This is a genomic window from Calothrix rhizosoleniae SC01 (assembly GCF_900185595.1).
Classification (GTDB): domain Bacteria; phylum Cyanobacteriota; class Cyanobacteriia; order Cyanobacteriales; family Nostocaceae; genus Calothrix_A; species Calothrix_A rhizosoleniae.
The window spans coordinates 1-16,608 of sequence record NZ_FYBH01000008.1; the positions used below are offsets into that span (position 1 = coordinate 1).

General features: G+C 39.7%; 18 protein-coding genes and 2 pseudogenes. 5 read left to right on the forward strand and 15 right to left on the reverse strand.

Translation table 11 applies throughout. The annotated features are described in order from the left end of the window. Nucleotides 1–229 precede the first annotated feature (229 nt). Complete coding sequence (gene cysK, locus CALSC_RS00285) at nucleotides 230–1,171, forward strand: cysteine synthase A (protein ID WP_088239447.1); 942 nt, start codon at nucleotides 230–232, stop codon at nucleotides 1,169–1,171. A gap of 278 nt (nucleotides 1,172–1,449) precedes the next feature. On the opposite strand, the gene CALSC_RS00290 is transcribed toward cysK, so the two are convergent. From CALSC_RS00290 to CALSC_RS00305, 4 genes are all read right to left on the reverse strand, one after another. Next, complete coding sequence (locus CALSC_RS00290; protein ID WP_088239448.1) at nucleotides 1,450–2,655, reverse strand: hypothetical protein; 1,206 nt, start codon at nucleotides 2,653–2,655, stop codon at nucleotides 1,450–1,452. 3 nt (nucleotides 2,656–2,658) lie between these two features. Continuing rightward, nucleotides 2,659–3,354 carry a hypothetical protein gene (locus tag CALSC_RS00295; RefSeq protein ID WP_088239449.1) on the reverse strand — a complete coding sequence of 232 codons (696 nt, stop codon included), beginning with the start codon at nucleotides 3,352–3,354 and terminating at the stop codon, nucleotides 2,659–2,661. Nucleotides 3,355–3,356: 2 nt separating this feature from the next. Continuing rightward, nucleotides 3,357–5,468 carry a serine protease gene (locus CALSC_RS00300; protein ID WP_088239450.1) on the reverse strand — a complete coding sequence of 704 codons (2,112 nt, stop codon included), beginning with the start codon at nucleotides 5,466–5,468 and terminating at the stop codon, nucleotides 3,357–3,359. Nucleotides 5,469–5,721: 253 nt separating this feature from the next. Next, nucleotides 5,722–6,591 carry a PEP-CTERM sorting domain-containing protein gene (locus tag CALSC_RS00305; protein ID WP_088239451.1) on the reverse strand — a complete coding sequence of 290 codons (870 nt, stop codon included), beginning with the start codon at nucleotides 6,589–6,591 and terminating at the stop codon, nucleotides 5,722–5,724. Nucleotides 6,592–6,979: 388 nt separating this feature from the next. On the opposite strand from CALSC_RS00305, the gene CALSC_RS00310 reads away from it, so the two are divergent. After that, entirely contained in the window at nucleotides 6,980–7,189 is a 210-nt protein-coding gene (locus CALSC_RS00310) for a TOBE domain-containing protein (RefSeq protein ID WP_088239452.1), read from the forward strand. A gap of 131 nt (nucleotides 7,190–7,320) precedes the next feature. Here the strand turns inward: CALSC_RS00310 and CALSC_RS00315 are convergent, their stop codons facing one another. Beyond that, nucleotides 7,321–7,620: a 2Fe-2S iron-sulfur cluster-binding protein gene (locus tag CALSC_RS00315; protein ID WP_088239462.1), complete on the reverse strand. Its 300-nt coding sequence runs from the start codon at nucleotides 7,618–7,620 to the stop codon at nucleotides 7,321–7,323. 86 nt (nucleotides 7,621–7,706) lie between these two features. After that, a complete protein-coding gene (locus tag CALSC_RS00320) occupies nucleotides 7,707–8,078 on the reverse strand; it encodes a HesB/IscA family protein (protein ID WP_088239463.1) in 372 nt (123 codons plus the stop codon). 158 nt (nucleotides 8,079–8,236) lie between these two features. Here CALSC_RS00320 and CALSC_RS26180 point away from each other — a divergent pair, with 158 nt between their 5' ends. Then, entirely contained in the window at nucleotides 8,237–8,380 is a 144-nt protein-coding gene (locus CALSC_RS26180; RefSeq protein ID WP_159460543.1) for a hypothetical protein, read from the forward strand. A gap of 13 nt (nucleotides 8,381–8,393) precedes the next feature. Here the strand turns inward: CALSC_RS26180 and CALSC_RS00330 are convergent, their stop codons facing one another. From CALSC_RS00330 to CALSC_RS00365, 8 genes and pseudogenes are all read right to left on the reverse strand, one after another. Continuing rightward, nucleotides 8,394–9,194 carry a HesA/MoeB/ThiF family protein gene (locus CALSC_RS00330; RefSeq protein ID WP_088239454.1) on the reverse strand — a complete coding sequence of 267 codons (801 nt, stop codon included), beginning with the start codon at nucleotides 9,192–9,194 and terminating at the stop codon, nucleotides 8,394–8,396. Nucleotides 9,195–9,204: 10 nt separating this feature from the next. Further along, the gene (nifW, locus tag CALSC_RS00335; RefSeq protein WP_088239455.1) at nucleotides 9,205–9,522 is read right to left on the reverse strand and encodes a nitrogenase-stabilizing/protective protein NifW; all 318 of its coding nucleotides are present in this window, start codon (nucleotides 9,520–9,522) and stop codon (nucleotides 9,205–9,207) included. After that, entirely contained in the window at nucleotides 9,519–9,737 is a 219-nt protein-coding gene (locus CALSC_RS00340; RefSeq protein WP_088239456.1) for a CCE_0567 family metalloprotein, read from the reverse strand. The genes nifW and CALSC_RS00340 overlap by 4 nt, the downstream gene beginning before the upstream one ends. Nucleotides 9,738–9,897: 160 nt before the next feature. Beyond that, nucleotides 9,898–10,374 (reverse strand): NifX-associated nitrogen fixation protein, encoded by a 477-nt coding sequence (locus CALSC_RS00345; RefSeq protein ID WP_088239457.1) that lies wholly within the window; start codon nucleotides 10,372–10,374, stop codon nucleotides 9,898–9,900. Between the two features lie 3 nt (nucleotides 10,375–10,377). Further along, the gene (gene nifX, locus CALSC_RS00350; RefSeq protein WP_088239458.1) at nucleotides 10,378–10,782 is read right to left on the reverse strand and encodes a nitrogen fixation protein NifX; all 405 of its coding nucleotides are present in this window, start codon (nucleotides 10,780–10,782) and stop codon (nucleotides 10,378–10,380) included. Nucleotides 10,783–10,860: 78 nt separating this feature from the next. Further along, the gene (nifN, locus tag CALSC_RS00355) at nucleotides 10,861–12,180 is read right to left on the reverse strand and encodes a nitrogenase iron-molybdenum cofactor biosynthesis protein NifN (protein ID WP_088239459.1); all 1,320 of its coding nucleotides are present in this window, start codon (nucleotides 12,178–12,180) and stop codon (nucleotides 10,861–10,863) included. Nucleotides 12,181–12,386: 206 nt separating this feature from the next. Further along, nucleotides 12,387–13,748, reverse strand: a complete 1,362-nt coding sequence (gene nifE / locus CALSC_RS00360; protein WP_088239460.1) for a nitrogenase iron-molybdenum cofactor biosynthesis protein NifE — start codon at nucleotides 13,746–13,748, stop codon at nucleotides 12,387–12,389. A gap of 546 nt (nucleotides 13,749–14,294) precedes the next feature. Then, nucleotides 14,295–14,612 (reverse strand): annotated as a pseudogene (locus CALSC_RS00365) (nitrogenase component 1); the annotation flags it as partial. Between CALSC_RS00365 and xisF the strand changes: the two are divergent. Beyond that, nucleotides 14,607–16,157: a fdxN element excision recombinase XisF gene (xisF, locus tag CALSC_RS00370; RefSeq protein WP_088239461.1), complete on the forward strand. Its 1,551-nt coding sequence runs from the start codon at nucleotides 14,607–14,609 to the stop codon at nucleotides 16,155–16,157. The pseudogene CALSC_RS00365 and the gene xisF sit on opposite strands and share 6 nt — an antisense overlap. Here xisF and CALSC_RS26870 read toward each other — a convergent pair. Continuing rightward, complete coding sequence (locus CALSC_RS26870; RefSeq protein WP_200817516.1) at nucleotides 16,154–16,297, reverse strand: hypothetical protein; 144 nt, start codon at nucleotides 16,295–16,297, stop codon at nucleotides 16,154–16,156. The genes xisF and CALSC_RS26870 overlap by 4 nt on opposite strands. Nucleotides 16,298–16,434: 137 nt before the next feature. Between CALSC_RS26870 and CALSC_RS25680 the strand changes: the two are divergent. Further along, a pseudogene (locus tag CALSC_RS25680) lies at nucleotides 16,435–16,566 on the forward strand (Tn3 family transposase); the annotation flags it as partial. Nucleotides 16,567–16,608 lie beyond the last annotated feature (42 nt).

The window sequence follows — 16,608 nt, forward strand, 5'->3', positions numbered from 1 at the left end:
TATATTGGTATAACTTTAAAAAACCTGCGATCGCTATAATTGTGAATTTATAGATACAGAATTTAATGTTTATCAATAATTAGTTGTAAGGGAACATATATTTATATTTATTTTGGAGATATTATTACTATTCACAATAGATAAGTAAATATATTCCTGTAAAATAAAAAATTATCCAGAAGCATATTCTGTCAAAAAAAATTCCATAGATATTTTTAGGAGTTGGCTGATGCAAATAGCTGCTAATGTTACAGAACTAATTGGAAGAACTCCTTTAGTTAAACTAAATAAAATCCCCCAGTCAGAGGGATGTGTTGCCGATATTGTAGTTAAACTGGAAGGAATGAACCCAGCAGCTTCAGTCAAAGACAGAATTGGGGTGAATATGGTACTGGAGGCGGAAAAATCGGGTTTGATTCAGCCAGGAAAAACTATCTTAGTGGAACCAACTTCGGGTAATACTGGTATTGCTTTAGCAATGGTAGCCGCAGCTAAAGGCTACAGTTTAATTTTAACCATGCCAGAAACCATGAGTATGGAACGCCGTGCTATGTTGCGTGCTTATGGTGCTAGGTTGGAGTTAACACCAGGAAGCCAGGGAATGAAGGGAGCAATTAGCAAGGCTGAAGAAATAGCAGGGAGTACAGCTAATGCATATATGTTGCAACAGTTCCGCAATCCTGCTAATCCCCAAATTCATCGAGAAACTACTGCCGAGGAAATTTGGACAGATACCGATGGAAAGGTTGATATTGTGGTATCTGGGGTGGGTACTGGTGGTACGATTACCGGAATTGCGGAAGTTATTAAAAAACGTAAACAAACATTAAAAGCGATCGCAGTAGAACCAAGCAATAGTCCTATCCTATCAGGTGGTGAGCCTGGGCCCCATAAAATCCAAGGAATTGGAGCCGGATTTGTACCGGAAGTTCTGCGTACAGATTTAATTGACGAGGTGGTGACAGTCAAAGATGAAGAGGCTATGGCTTTAGGTAGGCGTTTAGCGAAGGAAGAAGGGTTATTATCTGGTATATCCTCTGGTGCAGCCTTAGGTGCAGCCATACAGGTAGGAAAACGTCCAGAAAATAAAGGTCTTTTAATCGTCATGATTCAGCCTTCCTTTGGGGAACGTTACCTGAGTACTCCCATGTTTCAAGATTTAGCAGAATAGAAAATTAAGTAATAAGTAATAAGTAATAACACCATTTTGAAAAAGAATGGGACAGATGGGTAGGGGCACGGCATCTACAATCTTTCAATATATAAAAGTATCTTACTGGTGCCGTGCCCTTACGAATAATTTATATGTTGCAAACATTATTTGAATTGGTATAAATTTATTGTTTATAGGTTTGGGACTTCAACAATGTCCGTATGATTATTGCGAGAATTATCGCCTTTAACCCTTATTATTCGTAGGGTGGGCACTGCCCACCTTACTGCTTACCCCTAGTTTGAGGTTGATTTTGAGACATTCTCAATCACATAAGACAACAAAGAAGTAATCGTACCTGCGGCGAAAGAGAAGATCGCAATAATCGCATCACGAGGTAAAATGCCATCTAACTGACTACCTTGAATAGTAGAAACTGGAAAATCTTTATCTAGCCCTATTTTCAGTTGTTGAGTTTTACCAGAAAAACGAACTTCTAAACCTTTTTTGGGGACAATTTGCAGATGGCGGATTAATTCAATGTTTAAAGGAACATCAGGTTTTTCTGACATGAGGAATTGATTTTTTTGAATTTCTCTTTCCTGCTCTGCCATGCGAACTTTGCCTTCAAGAATGGTAGAAATAGCCAAATCGTCTCTAATATCACCACTTCTTAATAAACGTTGAAATTTTACATCTTTAGTAGCAATTCTGCCATGAAACCATTGCTGCTCATTTTCTTCAGGTGGTTTAGATACAGTAAGAGAAATAGTATTATCTTGAGTAATTTTTAAATTTAATTCTTTATTATCAGGATTTACATTCAACTCTAATTGTGCTTGCTCATCTGGATTCTCTGGTAAATTTACACCTGGTAATTTATAACCTTCTAAAAAAATTTTCAGTGGCTGTTCTCCTAAATAAATTTTAAAAATATTCTCTCGATTACCTAACTCTGGTGTAGGTTGGGGTTGTAGAGAAAAAGCTAGTCTCTTACGGTAAGAATCGTAACTCAGTCCCATAACTTTTGTATTGGGTTGTAGCCTGAGTTCATTAATATCTATTTCACTAGTTTCCGGGGAATTGACTGGAATGATAATGAATCTACTTGTGCTATCAGTTAGTTCAATTGTCAGGGTATCTAACTGATTAAGTTGTGGTGCGGATGGGCTAGTAAATTTGCCTGTGAAAGTTAATGCTTGAATACCTTGACTTTCTAGATTACTGATATGCCTGATTGTTTGGAGAAAAAGTTTAGGTTGCTGCTCGGCATAGGTAAAACTCATTTCTTCTACTATCAGATTACCTTCAAATACATGAATCCCAGGAACCAGGGCAGCAAGACTGATAACAGTAAAGGTGATAAGTAAAAGTAGCACAAAAACGACTAGCTTGTTGCCTGCTAAATATTTTTTTACAGGTCTGAAAATCTTATCTATAAACGAAGTTCTCAAACGACTCATATGTCGCAGCAACCAGCTAGTCTTTTGTCTCCGTGCCATAATTTATTTCAGCCAGTTAGGATTATGTTGAAAATAATAACGCCGTCTAAATTTTTCTGCTGGTCTGCCAATTCTTTCTTGTTCAGCTATGACATGGATTTGATAGCGACCCCGACGAGCTTGTTTGCCATTCCAAGTAAAGATTGTTTCACCACGTCTGGCATATTTACGTGGGCTACTGTGGACAACTTTACCGTTACGCAAAATTTCAAAAGTAGAGAACTTCGACCGACGAGAACTATAAAAAACAAATTCATATTTTCCAGAGGTACGCCCAATAGTTACAGGGAGATAAACTGCGTTAACTTCAGCTAGGGCGCGGAGACTCTGGGGGGGAACATTAGCTTTCTTTAAAACATGGGATTTTAACTTAAAACTAAAGCGATTTCGCCTTCGTCGCAAAGAGAGTTGATCTAATAGATAATTTTTACTCAAGGATTGGACTTTTATGTCTGGGTTGGTATTACCTAGGCGAGGAATTTGCAAAGTGAGGAAATTGGGATAGCTGGTGATACCACGAGTTGCAATGGAAATTAAGTTAATGCCACTGACAACATTCCTGCTTTGAATACCTTCACACCGGTTATTCTCCCGGCGCATATAGGTAGTTGTTCGAGGATTACCGGTAGGACAAGCTTGGGCTGGAAGTGTACTAAGGCTGAACAGAAATAAACTTGTGTATAGAAATTGATATTTCATAATTACCGGATTCCCCATATCCGCAGTTTTTTCACGACTACATCCATGTAATAGGCAAAACCAAAATCACCTGTGTTAGAGGAAGATTTATCAGGTTCATCCTTATTTTTATTTTCATCCTTTCGTTTCAGATCAGGATCTTTAATAGACACTAAAATACCAACAACTTGCTGTTTCTCTCGATCAATCACTGGTCCTCCAGAATTACCTTCTGCAAGGGTGGCTGTGATTTGCAGTTTGTTTTCTTGGGATATGACATTGCTAACCCTGCCAGATTCGGTAGTCCAGTCAGCGCCATTACTAGGATGACCAATGACAATGACTTCAGTAGTACGGGGTACAATTCCAGAATACATTGTCAAGGGTTGGATATCTTTGGGGATGCCTGTAACTTTTAGTAAAGCTAAATCTATGGGGTCATTGGCATCTGTAATTTTCACAATTTGAGCTTTGTAGCGCGGAGGAAACTTGCCAGGGGGCGGTTCGCTAAAAAATTCCAATTCAATTTTTTCGCTGCGGCGTTGTGTGCGTTGTGCATCGGTGACTACATGGCGATTGGTGATAATCCAGGCTGTGTTTCCCTCCCGTTTGACTACCCAACCAGCACCAATATTATTACCAGTGGGAATTTCCGCAACAATTCGCACCACAGAACGCAACACACCAACTAAAGGTTCATCTTTGGGATTAGGCAACCATTGGCGATCATCTACTCTTGCTGGGGGTGGATTGCGTCGTAATGCCAACAATCGTTTTGCTTCCTTGAGATTGTTTTGGGCTGTTACATAATTTTTGTCTAAGGCAATTGCTTGCTTAAATTCAGTAATCGCTTCTTTGAGCTTTCCTTGTTGCTGTAAGACTAAACCTAAACCATTGTGAGCTAAGGTATGGACAGTTGTGGGAGTTCCAGTTTTATCATCTGGTAAACTCAGAGCATATCGATATTTTTGGATCGCTTGTTCTAGTTTCCCTTGGTTTCTCAGCGCAAGACCCAGATTGCTGTAAGCACCAGCCAATTTGGGGTTGAGTTGGATGGCTTTGTTGTAGGCAGCGATCGCTTGTTCTAGTTTCTTCTGGTCAGATAGAACATTCCCCAGATAGATGTAAGTATCAGCATCCTTGGGGTTGAGTTGGATGGCTTTTCGGAAAGCAGCGATCGCTTGTTCTAGTTTCTTCTGGTCATACAGCGCAACCCCCATATTGTAGTAAGCAGTAGCATAGTTGGGGTTGAGTTGGATGGCTTTTTTGTAGGCAGCGATCGCTTGTTCTACTTTCTTCTGCTTTCCCAGCACAACTCCCAGATTGTAGTAAGCATTAGCATCCTTGGGGTTGAGTTGGATCGCTTTTTGGAAGGCGGCGATCGCTTGTTCTGGTTTTCCCTGGTTTCCCAGCGCAGTCCCCAGATTGTTGTAAGCAATAGCATAGTTGGGGTTGAGTTGGATGGCTTTTTTGTAGGCAGCGATCGCTTGTTCTAGTTTCTTCTGCTTTCCCAGCGCAATCCCCAGATTGTTGTAAGCAGTAGCATAGTTGGGGTTGAGTTGGATGGCTTTTTTGTAGGCGGCGATCGCTTGTTCTAGTTTCTTCTGGTCATACAGCGCAATCCCCAGATTGTAGTATGCTCTGGCATATTTAGGATCTATTTGGATAGCTTTTTGATATGCAGCGATCGCTTCATTCAGCTTGCCCTGTTCGGATAATGTTGTGCCTAGTCCATCATAGTTATTCGCATATCTGGGGTCTAGTTGGATAGCTGTTTGGAATGCAGTGATCGCTTCATTGGGTTTCTTTTGGGCAAACAGCACCCAGCCCAAACCATTGTAGGCATAAGCATTTTTCGGTTCAATTTGAATAGCTGTTTGATATGCGGCAAGAGCTTTCTCTAGTTTATTTAGGTAATACAGTGCATTCCCTAGACCAACGTAAGCATTAGCATTTTTTGGTTCAATTTGCAATAATCTACGCCAAATTACTTCAGCTTGTGAGTATTTCCCTGCATTTTGGGCTGCATTGCCTTGTTGAAATAGCTCCTTAACAGGGGTTTGGGCAGATGCTAGTTGAGGTGTTGCAGCTAGAGATAAGCTTAAAAATAAGGCGATTAGTTTAGAATTTCTCACAATCCACCCAAATACATATTAAAAGTATCTATACCTTAAGTATATACACTAGGGTGAGAATGAAGAGGAAAAGGAGCAGGGGGAAGAGAGAAGGAGTGAAGGAGGGAAGGAGTGAAGGAGTAGGGGCGGGGTTTCCCCGCCCTGAGGGGAAGAGGGTAAGAATTTGATAAATAAATTAAAAACAATTGAATCTGTGTGATTGCAGAGGAATTAACAATCCATTCACGAAAAATCTGATACAAATAATTAATCTTTAAATTCTTTCCCCTGCTCCCTGCTCCCTGCTCCCTGCTCCCTGCCTCTTTCTGACAACAGAAACCATGCCGAAAGCGCCAACTAATAAACCCAAAGCAGAAGTAGGTTCAGGTACGCGACGTTTGCGGGTATAGTTCAAATGGGTAACAGCACCACTTCCAGGTAGGGTGATTTCTAATTTTTTCACATTCTCAAAATTGAAATCATACTTTCTCAAGGAGTTATCTCCTTTGAGTGCATTACCATCCCCATCTGTACTTAAAAGAGTAACGCGATCGTCATTTTCATCCGCATCCTCCCCAAAACTTAATTCTTCAAAAGTGCCATTAAGAAAAGTGAACTTAAATGTTGGTTTACCAGGATCGTCGAAATCTAGCAAACCAATATCATGAAAATCGACTCCCAACTCATCAGTGAAATCAAAAGTGATTGTGCCACCACCTCCAAAATCATCTGCTTCGTTACTCCTATTTTCTTGAATAATTAGAACTTGACCCTGAGCCTCTGAATTATAGGTATACCCGTCATATTCACCTTCACCTGTGGCTAAATCTTCATCACCACCAGCACACCCCCCATTTTCAAATGATTTATTGGGGTCACAGCTACTGTTATACAACCATAATTCTTTCTTACTAGAATCCATATTTAAACCATAGTCAGCCCAAAGATAGTCTAGTTTAGGTCCGGGATTGTCTCTTTTTCGCTTTAGAGGATTCCTACCAACACCAACATTTTCATCAAAGTTGATATGGGTTTGTTCAGATATAAAATTAACTGCTGCTGCTTTGTCAGTGTTTAAACCAACATTACCGACGGTTGTAGTTACTGCGATCGCGGCTGCTATAGATAATTTTTTCAGGTGCATATGTTATAGACTTTTTTAAAATTGAATCAACTGTATAATTCCTTAATTCAAGTTATAGCCTCTTTTATTAATCAGTAGTTAAACTGATTAATGAATTCACTTTAAATTACCATATTAATTAATTAAAGCAACAATAAACTCTCTCCGTATAAATATCTAAGGCGAATGGAATAATCAGGGTTTCAGGATTTATAATTAAATACCGTTTATTTAAGGATGAAAGCTAAATATGGCCTAGGTTGGATTGAAGATAGTGAAACCCAACAATCATATTGATAATGTTGGGTTTTGTTGCTTAATCCTGAACAAAACCTGAAGAAATTCATTCATATTATCTGATATTGCTAGGATTTTAAGCATACACAATGCCAAACTGACAAAATAATATATGAAAATTAGTGCTCGCAATAATCTCAAAGGTAAAATAACAAAAATTATTCCTGGAGTTGTCAGTACAGAAATAACAATAGAAATTGCTCCTGGTATAGAAGTAGTCTCAGTAATTACAAAATCTTCAGCCGATAATTTACATTTGACCATCGGTAAAGAAGTTTATGCCGTAATGAAAGCCAGTGAGGTTATGGTTGCTGTTGAATAAAACAAGTTTTTTTATACAAATTCAGCTATTGTAATTTAATAGTAAATACTGATTAAGAAATAAAAAAAGTCGTAACTGATTAATTACCAGCTACGACTTCAGTGCTATTGGCTAAGGGCAGAAATAAAAAATTAGACGAGATAAGCTTCTTGATGGGTTTTAATTGTGCAATTAGAGCGTGGATAAGTAACACAAAGTAAAGCAAATCCTTTTTCTACCTGCTCATCATCTAGGAAGTTTTGGTCATCTTGATTAACTTCGCCTTCAACAATCTTCCCAACACAACTAGAGCAAGAACCAGAACGACAAGAAGAAGGTAGATCAATACCTAGGTCTTCTGCTGCTTCTAAAATATTGGTCTCTTCATCTACCTCAATGGTAGTGTCGAGATTCTCTTTTTTACTGATGAGTCTGACTTGATAAGTTGCCATTTTCCGATTCTCCTCAAACTTAATAGAGTTAGGCTGGATAAAGCTAATAGCTTTGAGATTGGTAAATGCAACTTGCACTACTAACCTTAGTTGCAAGGTACGCCTGGGGAATTACAGTCACTGGTTTTAAATGATTTGCCACAACTGCAAGTATCAGTAGCGTTGGGATTGGTAAATTTAAAGCCGCTATCCATCACACCATCAACAAAATCAATCACCACTCCTTCTAGTACGGTGGCACTTTTGGCATCAATATAAAGTGTCACCTTACCTTGCTCAATCACCAAATCATCTGGCTGTGGTGTACTAGTAATATCCATGCCATACTCATAGCCACTGCAACCACCATCTTTAACAGAGATGCGGATACCTTTAGTTTTGCCATTAGTATTGGTAGCAGAATTCCCTAGAAATGCTTGTAGCTGAAATTCTGCTTTTTCTGTTAAAGTAACAGTCATTCGACCTCCTGAATCTTTGGGATGATGAACATTAATACCAATTTGAAAAATGATGAAGACAGATGGAAAGTTGAAAGACTGATTTGGTAGCAATCTCCAAATCCAACCCCTCTGTATCCCTCCAAGAGGGAAATCTAAAATCTAAAATCCAAAATGGTATGAGGAAAAGGTTGGTTGTTTGTGATGGTTATGGAACTTACTCACTTGTGACAAAAAATCAATCTTTGGGTAAGTTTTGGGTTCATGGAAAAGCAAAAATAATTAGCAGTTTACTAGCAATAGCTAAGACAAACGAGGCTTAAGCTAATTCCAGAACTATTGAGAACAATTGCTAGTTGTTTCCATGGAATTCGATTGAGAATATCGCCAGGGAGCATTATTACCACAAACCGGACAAGAGCGATCGCGGTGAGAACGGCGTTTAGCAAATTCCATCCGTGCCAAATCGATTGTCAACAGTTGGGACAACAAGGGCTGACTAAAACCAGTAATTAGTTTTATTGCTTCCATTGCTGTTAAACAAGCTAATGTCCCAGACACTGCACCCAATACGGAAAAACCCCGTTGATCCCAATCAGGTTTTTCTGGAAATAGACAAGACAAGCAAGGAGTTACACCCGGAATAATTGTAGTCAGGTAAGCCTCCATCCCATCCATTGCTGCTTCTACCATTGGCTTACGCCAACGCACGCAAGCCTCATTTAATAAGTTGCGCTCATCGAAATTGTGGGCACAATCTAAAGCCATATCGGCAGACTGGACAAGGGAATCCACATTTTCAGCAGTGATGTACTCATGAACTGCATCTATCTGGACATCAGGATTGATAGCTTCCAGAGTTTCCTTCGCTTTTAAAACTCTGGGTTTACCTACCCAATCATCTGTCATCAGAATTTGGCGATTCATGTCATCCAGTCGCAAGTCGCCGCCCCGGACTAGAACCAGTCGCCCAACGCCTGCTACCGCTAGGTAGAGCGCAGCCGTACCGCCTAATCCTCCCACACCAGTCACCATAACTGTGGCTGACTTCAATCGCTTCTGTGCTAGCTCACCAAAATTGGGGAGCATAATTTGACGACGATAACGTTCTAACTCGGTAGGCGTTAGGTTAACCAATTTTTACCTCCTAATCAGAATTGATTTCTGTCAGCGTAACTACATTTTTCGGCTTATCATGAAACACTTTGAACAACTTTTGTTCGTGGGGTGTTGATTCAATAAAAACCTGATATGCTTTTTCTAAAGCGTCACGATAATGAATTAATTTATCTGACAAATTTAAGTCAGAATATTTCTCATCAATTTCTTGAATATATTGGGAAAATTTTTTCAATATATGTAAGCGATTGACATTAACAATTTCTTGCTCGTAGGGCATATCAAAGAATGCAAAATACTCTTCTGCATCCGCAAGTTGTTGGAATTTATCTATATCCCAAGTCATTTTCCCTGCTCCATTTTTTTCAGTTGTTGCTTTAGATCATCCAACTGTTGATATATGTCATATGTTGCTTGAGCAACATCCATCAGGGTTTTGTAATCTGTTGGTAGACCTTCGGCTAAGTCATGCAGATCCATTTTCATTTGACCTGCTTTACTATTAAGTCGCTTGATTTTTGTTTTTAGCTCTTCAATATTTGTTTGCTCTACTTGAGTCATAACAATTTTGGATTTTGGATTTTGGATTTTGGATTGACCATATGTGTAAAGTTAGGGGTTTGAAATAGTTATACAGGTAGGTCTTGGTATTTTGACCCATGAGTGATTCTGATTCCTAATACCTAACAACTAACAACTAACTCCTAACACCTAACTTTTATTAGAGTTTTCCTACTTCTGGAAAACGTTTAGCTAAATCAATACCTTTCTGAACTAGCTTTTCACCTTCTTCAGTCACCTTCTCCAAAGATTCAAAGCCAAATCTATGGGCATCACGTATAGCTTTTTTAGCTAGCAATAATCGACCAGAAAATACTAATATCCAACCAAAACCTTCATGGTTTAAATCAACTACAACCTGTGACAGTAAACCAGTTTCCTGCTCAATACAAGCGGCGACAGCTCGATAAAAAGCCATAATTCGCCCTACAGTGACTGGATCTACCTCACCTTCTACAGAAATTTCCCGCTTTTTTTTCTTGCTAACTATGTAGGGTTTGAGAATTAACTCCTCAGACCAATTGCGATAAACACCATAAACATCTTGACCGCGAATTTGTTGAATTATCGCTTTGAGAAATGGTGAATTCACGGCTTCATTTTGGGCTGTACCATTAATACTATTAGTATTAGTCATCAATTAATCCTCCAATTCCGCTTCTAAGAAACTTCCCTTATCTTTTTGCAAAGCTTTGCGTAACCAAGGTGGAGGATTACCCTTAAGAGTTTGGACTAATTTATTTAAGACAGTAATAATTTCATCACTATCTGATTTCGCCTTGACTGGAGTCACCTTTTTTTTGATGAGACGGGCTGCGGCAATACCACCAATAGCTGATACATAAACAATGGTACAATCATTTATAGCATCAAGTTTTGGTGTTAATTTGTCGTCGTTACCATCCTGCTTTAAATCCCCATCAAATTTGAGAGTTTCTAGGAACTTATACCCGTCGGGAGAAACCTCATAAACATCAATCTCTCTTGCCCATCCAAAATGAGCATTTATATGTACTCTATCGCTCGTAGTGAAGGCAATTTTCATTGTTGTGATGATACTGAATAATTGTAGGCTAGTAAATCTAATTAGCAGTCAATAACGATTAATTGCAGATAATATAAATTACAAATCACCATTAATATGTTTGGTTTTTGCTTCCTCTGCATCTAAAAATTTGTTACCAATATCAAATAACATTTGCATGGTTCCCTGATAACCCACTCTTGTAACTTGACCATTACCTAAACGGTCAAATATGGGGAATCCGTGGCGATAAAGAGGAATATTTAAACGTTTAGCGATCGCATGGGTATGAGAGTTACCAATTAATAAATCGGAACCCTCGGCTAACTTTTCAAAGTCTTCAAAGTCACCAATGGTAACGGTTTCTACTGGTAGTTTTTCTAATAAAGGTGAACGAGTAGTGGTAACAGCAGCCTTAATTTCTGCTCCCATAGACTGGAGAAAATTAACTGTAGACCAGAGTAAATCTGGTTCTAGAGCTAGGGAGATTTGCTTGCGACCAAAATAGAAATGGCTATCCAACATCCCATCTTGTACTTGTCTGCGATCGCGGTTGTATCTTTCTGGGACGGCATGACCACTAATATCAGATAATGCCATAATAAATTCATCTACTGGCTTTAAACCTGTCAGTTCTGCAAACACCTCATAGGGTATACCAAATTGCTCTAACAAAATTTCCGCTGCACCCCGCATACTTTCACCCAAAGCTAAGGTAAAAGCAGAACTCCCCATACTTTGTAGTTGCTCCAGGGTAGTACCACCATTCGTAATGGGACTCCAACCATCATCTAGATGTCCATCCATTGATAGTGACAAGTCTGGCACGCAAATAGGTATTAATCCAAAGCTAGAGATAATCTCTTTAATATGTTGCACATCCCCAGGGGTAAATGCTGAACCGACTAAAAGATTAATTTGTTGTGGTTTTGTATCTCCTGGTTGAGGTAATTCTTTCACCATACTCTCTACCGCAGCTGCATACCCATCTTGTAATGCACCTTTAAAATCTGGTGCGGAGACTAGTATAATGGGCAAATCATTTAGTTCTGGATGTTGCTTGCGAAAATCCTTGAGGATCCCTTGCATATCATCCCCTCTGGTTTCCGTCAGTCCAGTGGTACACAAACCAATCACCTCTGGTTTCACTTTTTCGACCAGGGTGAGAATTGCCTGTTCTACATTATCTTCACCACCCAAAATGGTTGTAACTTCCGTCATCGCCGTAGTAGAAAGGGGAATCACTTCCCGGAAATGACGTACCAAAATAACCTTGGCAAAAGCGGTACAACCTTGAGAACCATGCAACAAAGGCATCATTCCTTTTAATCCTAAAAAGGCTAAAGTTGCACCCAAAGCTTGGCTTTGTTTGAGAGGATTTACTACAACTGCTTTGTTGGGAGTCGTGACAATTGCCATGTTTTTACTTCAGAGATTGAGGAGAGTGAGTGGGGGAGTGGGGGAGTGAGGGAGTGAGGGAGTGGGAGAGTGGGGGAGTGAAGGAGTGAGGGAGTGAGGGAGTGAGGGAGTGATGGTTGAGGGTTGATGGTTAGGAGTTAAGATTTTTTATCTTTCACTCCTTCCCTCTTTCCCTCTTTCCCTCCTTCACTCCTTCCCTCTATTCTTCATCCCCAGGGTGCGGATTGACGAATTTGTTCCCATACGGGGCTGTAGAGAGCTTCATCCAATTCCTTTGCCATTTCTATCATGCCAATGTAGCCTGCGTAGCGGTGATGGCGTTCTTGGTTAATATCTAGGAACGGAATTCTGGCTTTGAGGGCAGTATACTGGTTACGACCACCAGCAATCAGCATATCTGCATTAGTCTCACTGATAATTCGCAGAATTTCTTGGGGATTACCTTTCTCTAAGGTAATACCATCTTTACCTAATAACTGCTTAATACGAGCTTTATCTTCTTCTGTACTCTTCTTGGTACTGGTAGCTACAACTTCCATCCCTAAGTCTTTAGCAGCAGACACAATTGACCAACTCTTCACTCCTCCGGTATAGATAACTACTCGTTTACCTTTAAGGCGATCGCGGTAGGGGGCTAAGGCTGTATCTAAATCAGCAGTTTCTTCGGCAATTAATTTCTCAGTACGCCACTGTAAATTTATATCGCCTAATTTCTCTGCAATATTGCGTAAACAACGATTGACATCTTCTACACCGTAGAAAGATTCTTCAATATAAGGAATCCCATATTTTTCCTCCATCTTTCTACCCATATTCAATAGGGCTTTGGAGCAAATCATCACATTTAGTTTGGCACGGTGAGCCTGAGCTACTTCTTGGTAACGTGCATCACCGGTAATTTTTGCCAAAACGCGAATCCCTAATTTTTTGAATAGGGGTAGAACATTCCACATTTCCCCGGCAATATTATACTCACCAATCAAGTTAATATCATAAGGTGTTGTGTATTCCGGTTCATCCGTACCCACAACATGGTCTAGTAAAGCCTCACCGCCAATGCGGTTCCCTAAGTTCTTACTACCCACAAATCCGGCTGAATGCACTGGAATTACAGGTAAACCAGTTTTTTTCGCAGCCACCTTACAAACAGCATCAAGATCATCACCAATCAAAGCTGTAACGCACGTAGCATATACAAATACAGCAGCAGGATTGTAATTATTTGCCACCTCCTGGATAGCTTTATAGAGACGCTTCTCACCACCAAAAATGATATCGTTTTCGGTCAAATCCGTGGTGAATCCCATCTTATATAATAAAGGGCCAGAAGACAGACTACCGCGACCACCCCAAGAATTACCAGAACAAGCGATCGGTCCGTGGACTAAATGGGCTGCATCTGTAATGGGAACAAGAGCAATCATTGCTCCATCAAATGCACATCCTCCTTGAGCGGCTCCTGGTTGAGCCTGTTGTTTGCATTTATTTTTTTTATCCTGATTCCCTTGATTATGTTCACATCCTGGTTCAGTGAGCAGCTGATTAATTTTGCCTTGGGTACCGATCATGGCTTAATTGCGGGTAGGTAAGTGGTAATTGATAGTTGGCAACTAGGAATTGGATGGCGGTATAATTTATGAGATTTGAATCAACAATATTTCCTATTGAAAACTCAGAACTTATAATTTACTGATCGCCCGTTGCTAAAAATTTCTGTGAGATTTTCGTACTCTGCGATCGCTCATCGTTACTTTCTAGCTCAAACGTGGGATTAATATCGCTTGTAGTGAATATTTTGGTTTCAACTAGCTGAAAATATATTCTTGGGTGCAGAGTTCGCTCTTATGAATTAAGTATCTCCCTCAAATCATTTTCAAACAAGTAAATATTTTACAAAATTTATGATGAACGAATATTTTTTCCATATCTATAGCAGTAAGCAATTAGGACGGGTCTATTGTTGAAATCCCAAACCTGTGAATAATAAACTTATTACTGCGTAGCGCTATAAGCACAAGGAAAAGGGTAAAAAAGAAAGGCAAAATGAATAATTACTTATTTATTATTGCCTTTCCTTTCCCTTTGTTGGCGTGGAGTTAGTTCATCAAAAGAATCTAACGAATTAAGTCAAAGGAGATATCTGTCTTACCAGCAACGTTGCTGACGCGATCCATCTCATCTAACAAGGTGTTAACAATCCAGTTCAGGAGGTTGATACCACCTTTGTAACCAAGTGTGGAATAGCGGTGTAAGTGGTGACGGTCAAACAGAGGATAACCGATACGAACCATAGGAATCTTGGTATCGCGCCACAGATACTTACCGTAGGAGTTTCCAACGAAGAAGTCTACTGGCTCGGTGAACAGTAAGCTAATAATGCGTTGACTATCAGGTAATATAATTATATCGCTTCTATGGTGTAGTATATGGAGATTTGGGCTTACGCTCGTGTTTCAACTGATGAGCAAGCAGATGATAAAGGCGCATTAATCAAGCAAATGCGGCGTTTACGAACTGCTGGAGCGACAAAAATATATTACGATGTGGAAAGCCGCACCAGTGACAAACGTAAAGGTTTATTACAACTAATTGATGACATTAATACAGTCGCAATACATAAAGTCTCCCAGTTGCTTTTTATTAGAATTGATCGTCTAACGTCATCATCAATGATGTTTTATCAGTTAATGGATGCTTTAAAGAAAAAAGGTATCCAACCGACTGCACTAGATGAGCCATTTGATATGTCCAGCATTGGCGGTGAACTTACCATCGATGTACGTTTGGCTGCGGCTAAATACGAAGTTAAAATGTTGGGAATGCGAGTTAAAAAGGAACGAGATACCCGCAAGGCTCACAAAAAACCCCATTGGAACGCACCTTTAGGTTTTGTGGTGGATGGGGAGAAATATAAACGGGATCATCGCCCCTGTATATGTCTAATTGCAAATCAGCAAGAAATGACAGTTGCTGAATTAATGCGGTTTGTTTTTGATACCTTTTTGACAGTAGGTACAGTATCCCAAACTGCCAAACAGCTACATCAGATGTTTGGGATTCAAACTAATGCAGTATCTAAAACCAAAGATACTAAAGTTAATGTCCTCACACAAGAAGATGAAATTGTCTTAGAAAATATTCATAAATCCCGTGGTGGCAGCTTAAATCTGCGTTACCCGCACACAGGGCTAAAATGGTCAGTTTCCGGATTGCGCTCCATCCTTGTCAATCCCGTTTATGCAGGGGGAACACCCTATAACACCATAGTTCGTCCCAAAGGACATCGCAAACCCTTTGACGAGTGGGAAGTGACATGGAAAACCCATGAGGATGAAGCAATTATTACTCGAGAGGAACATGAATGTATCAAAGCCAAAATCAGGGAAAACCGCAATAACCGTTGGGCAACAGAACAAAAATATACTAATGTATTTGCGGGGTTAGTCAAGTGTGCCCACTGTGGTTCAGCTTATAGTCGCCAATGCAAGAAATTAGTCAAGCGTCAAGGCTTTATTCGCCATCACTACCAATGTAGCTTTTATCGCACTAAAGCTTGTCACAATGGGCGAATGATTTCCTCTGATAAATTGGAGGAACAAACGATTAACTATTTAGTCAAGGAAGCCGAGCGATTAGCATCCTTGGTGGAACAAGAAGTTACAATTGCCAAGGAGCCTGGGGAAATCAAGACTCTGCGGGCATCTTTAAACACATTAGAAGCATTGCCATCTAATCCAGCCATTGAAAAAGCGAAAGAAGATATGAGGATGCAGATTGCTGATGCGATCGCAACTACAAGTGATACCTCAAAGCAATATTTAATTGCCAAAGAACGGATTGTACAGGCTTTTTCTAATCCCAGGTACTGGCTCTCACTCGAACCCCAGGATAAACAAAATCTACTGAAAGGATGTGTTAAAAGAATAGTGGTAGATGGTAATCAAGTCACTAAGGTTGAATTGCTGCACTTGCACTAAGCAGCTTGAGACTTATCCTGGTTCCCTTTGCTTGCGTCTTTCTTCTCTTGCATGAGGGAAATTTTTTGTAGTTCCAATTCCCGTCGCTCAAACTCAATTACAGTCCTCATAATTAACTCTGCTAGTGTTTCACGTTTCATAGGGCAATTTCATCATTATTTTTTGAGAATAGCCTAGAAGAGAAAAACTTATGTTAACCATGAGCTTTTAACATGAGATATAACGCTACGCGCAAGTAATAAGTAATAAGTAATAAGTAACAAGTAATAAGTAATAAGTAAATGTGAATACGCTGATGATTCAGAAAGTATTATCTGAGCAAGACTGGATGAATATGATGAAACCTGATGATTTGAAGGCATTGACACCACTAATTTGGAGTCACGTTAATTCTTTAGTTGTTCGTTGAGAACGTCAAACAGTATATTTTGATGTATTCATTGACCTTGCT

What these genes read in the sequence shown, in the direction of transcription:
- CALSC_RS00295 (WP_088239449.1), bottom strand. Translation starts at nt 3,354, where the DNA reads ATGAAATATCAATTTCTATACACAAGTTTATTTCTGTTCAGCCTTAGT.
- nifE (WP_088239460.1), bottom strand. Translation starts at nt 13,748, where the DNA reads ATGATCGGTACCCAAGGCAAAATTAATCAGCTGCTCACTGAACCAGGA.
- CALSC_RS00315 (WP_088239462.1), bottom strand. Translation starts at nt 7,620, where the DNA reads ATGGCAACTTATCAAGTCAGACTCATCAGTAAAAAAGAGAATCTCGAC.
- nifX (WP_088239458.1), bottom strand. Translation starts at nt 10,782, where the DNA reads ATGAAAATTGCCTTCACTACGAGCGATAGAGTACATATAAATGCTCAT.
- xisF (WP_088239461.1), top strand. Translation starts at nt 14,607, where the DNA reads ATGGAGATTTGGGCTTACGCTCGTGTTTCAACTGATGAGCAAGCAGAT.
- CALSC_RS00320 (WP_088239463.1), bottom strand. Translation starts at nt 8,078, where the DNA reads ATGACTGTTACTTTAACAGAAAAAGCAGAATTTCAGCTACAAGCATTT.
- CALSC_RS00345 (WP_088239457.1), bottom strand. Translation starts at nt 10,374, where the DNA reads ATGACTAATACTAATAGTATTAATGGTACAGCCCAAAATGAAGCCGTG.
- nifN (WP_088239459.1), bottom strand. Translation starts at nt 12,180, where the DNA reads ATGGCAATTGTCACGACTCCCAACAAAGCAGTTGTAGTAAATCCTCTC.
- CALSC_RS00310 (WP_088239452.1), top strand. Translation starts at nt 6,980, where the DNA reads ATGAAAATTAGTGCTCGCAATAATCTCAAAGGTAAAATAACAAAAATT.
- CALSC_RS00290 (WP_088239448.1), bottom strand. Translation starts at nt 2,655, where the DNA reads ATGGCACGGAGACAAAAGACTAGCTGGTTGCTGCGACATATGAGTCGT.
- CALSC_RS26870 (WP_200817516.1), bottom strand. Translation starts at nt 16,297, where the DNA reads ATGAAACGTGAAACACTAGCAGAGTTAATTATGAGGACTGTAATTGAG.
- CALSC_RS00305 (WP_088239451.1), bottom strand. Translation starts at nt 6,591, where the DNA reads ATGCACCTGAAAAAATTATCTATAGCAGCCGCGATCGCAGTAACTACA.
- nifW (WP_088239455.1), bottom strand. Translation starts at nt 9,522, where the DNA reads ATGACTTGGGATATAGATAAATTCCAACAACTTGCGGATGCAGAAGAG.
- CALSC_RS26180 (WP_159460543.1), top strand. Translation starts at nt 8,237, where the DNA reads ATGAGGAAAAGGTTGGTTGTTTGTGATGGTTATGGAACTTACTCACTT.
- cysK (WP_088239447.1), top strand. Translation starts at nt 230, where the DNA reads ATGCAAATAGCTGCTAATGTTACAGAACTAATTGGAAGAACTCCTTTA.
- CALSC_RS00340 (WP_088239456.1), bottom strand. Translation starts at nt 9,737, where the DNA reads ATGACTCAAGTAGAGCAAACAAATATTGAAGAGCTAAAAACAAAAATC.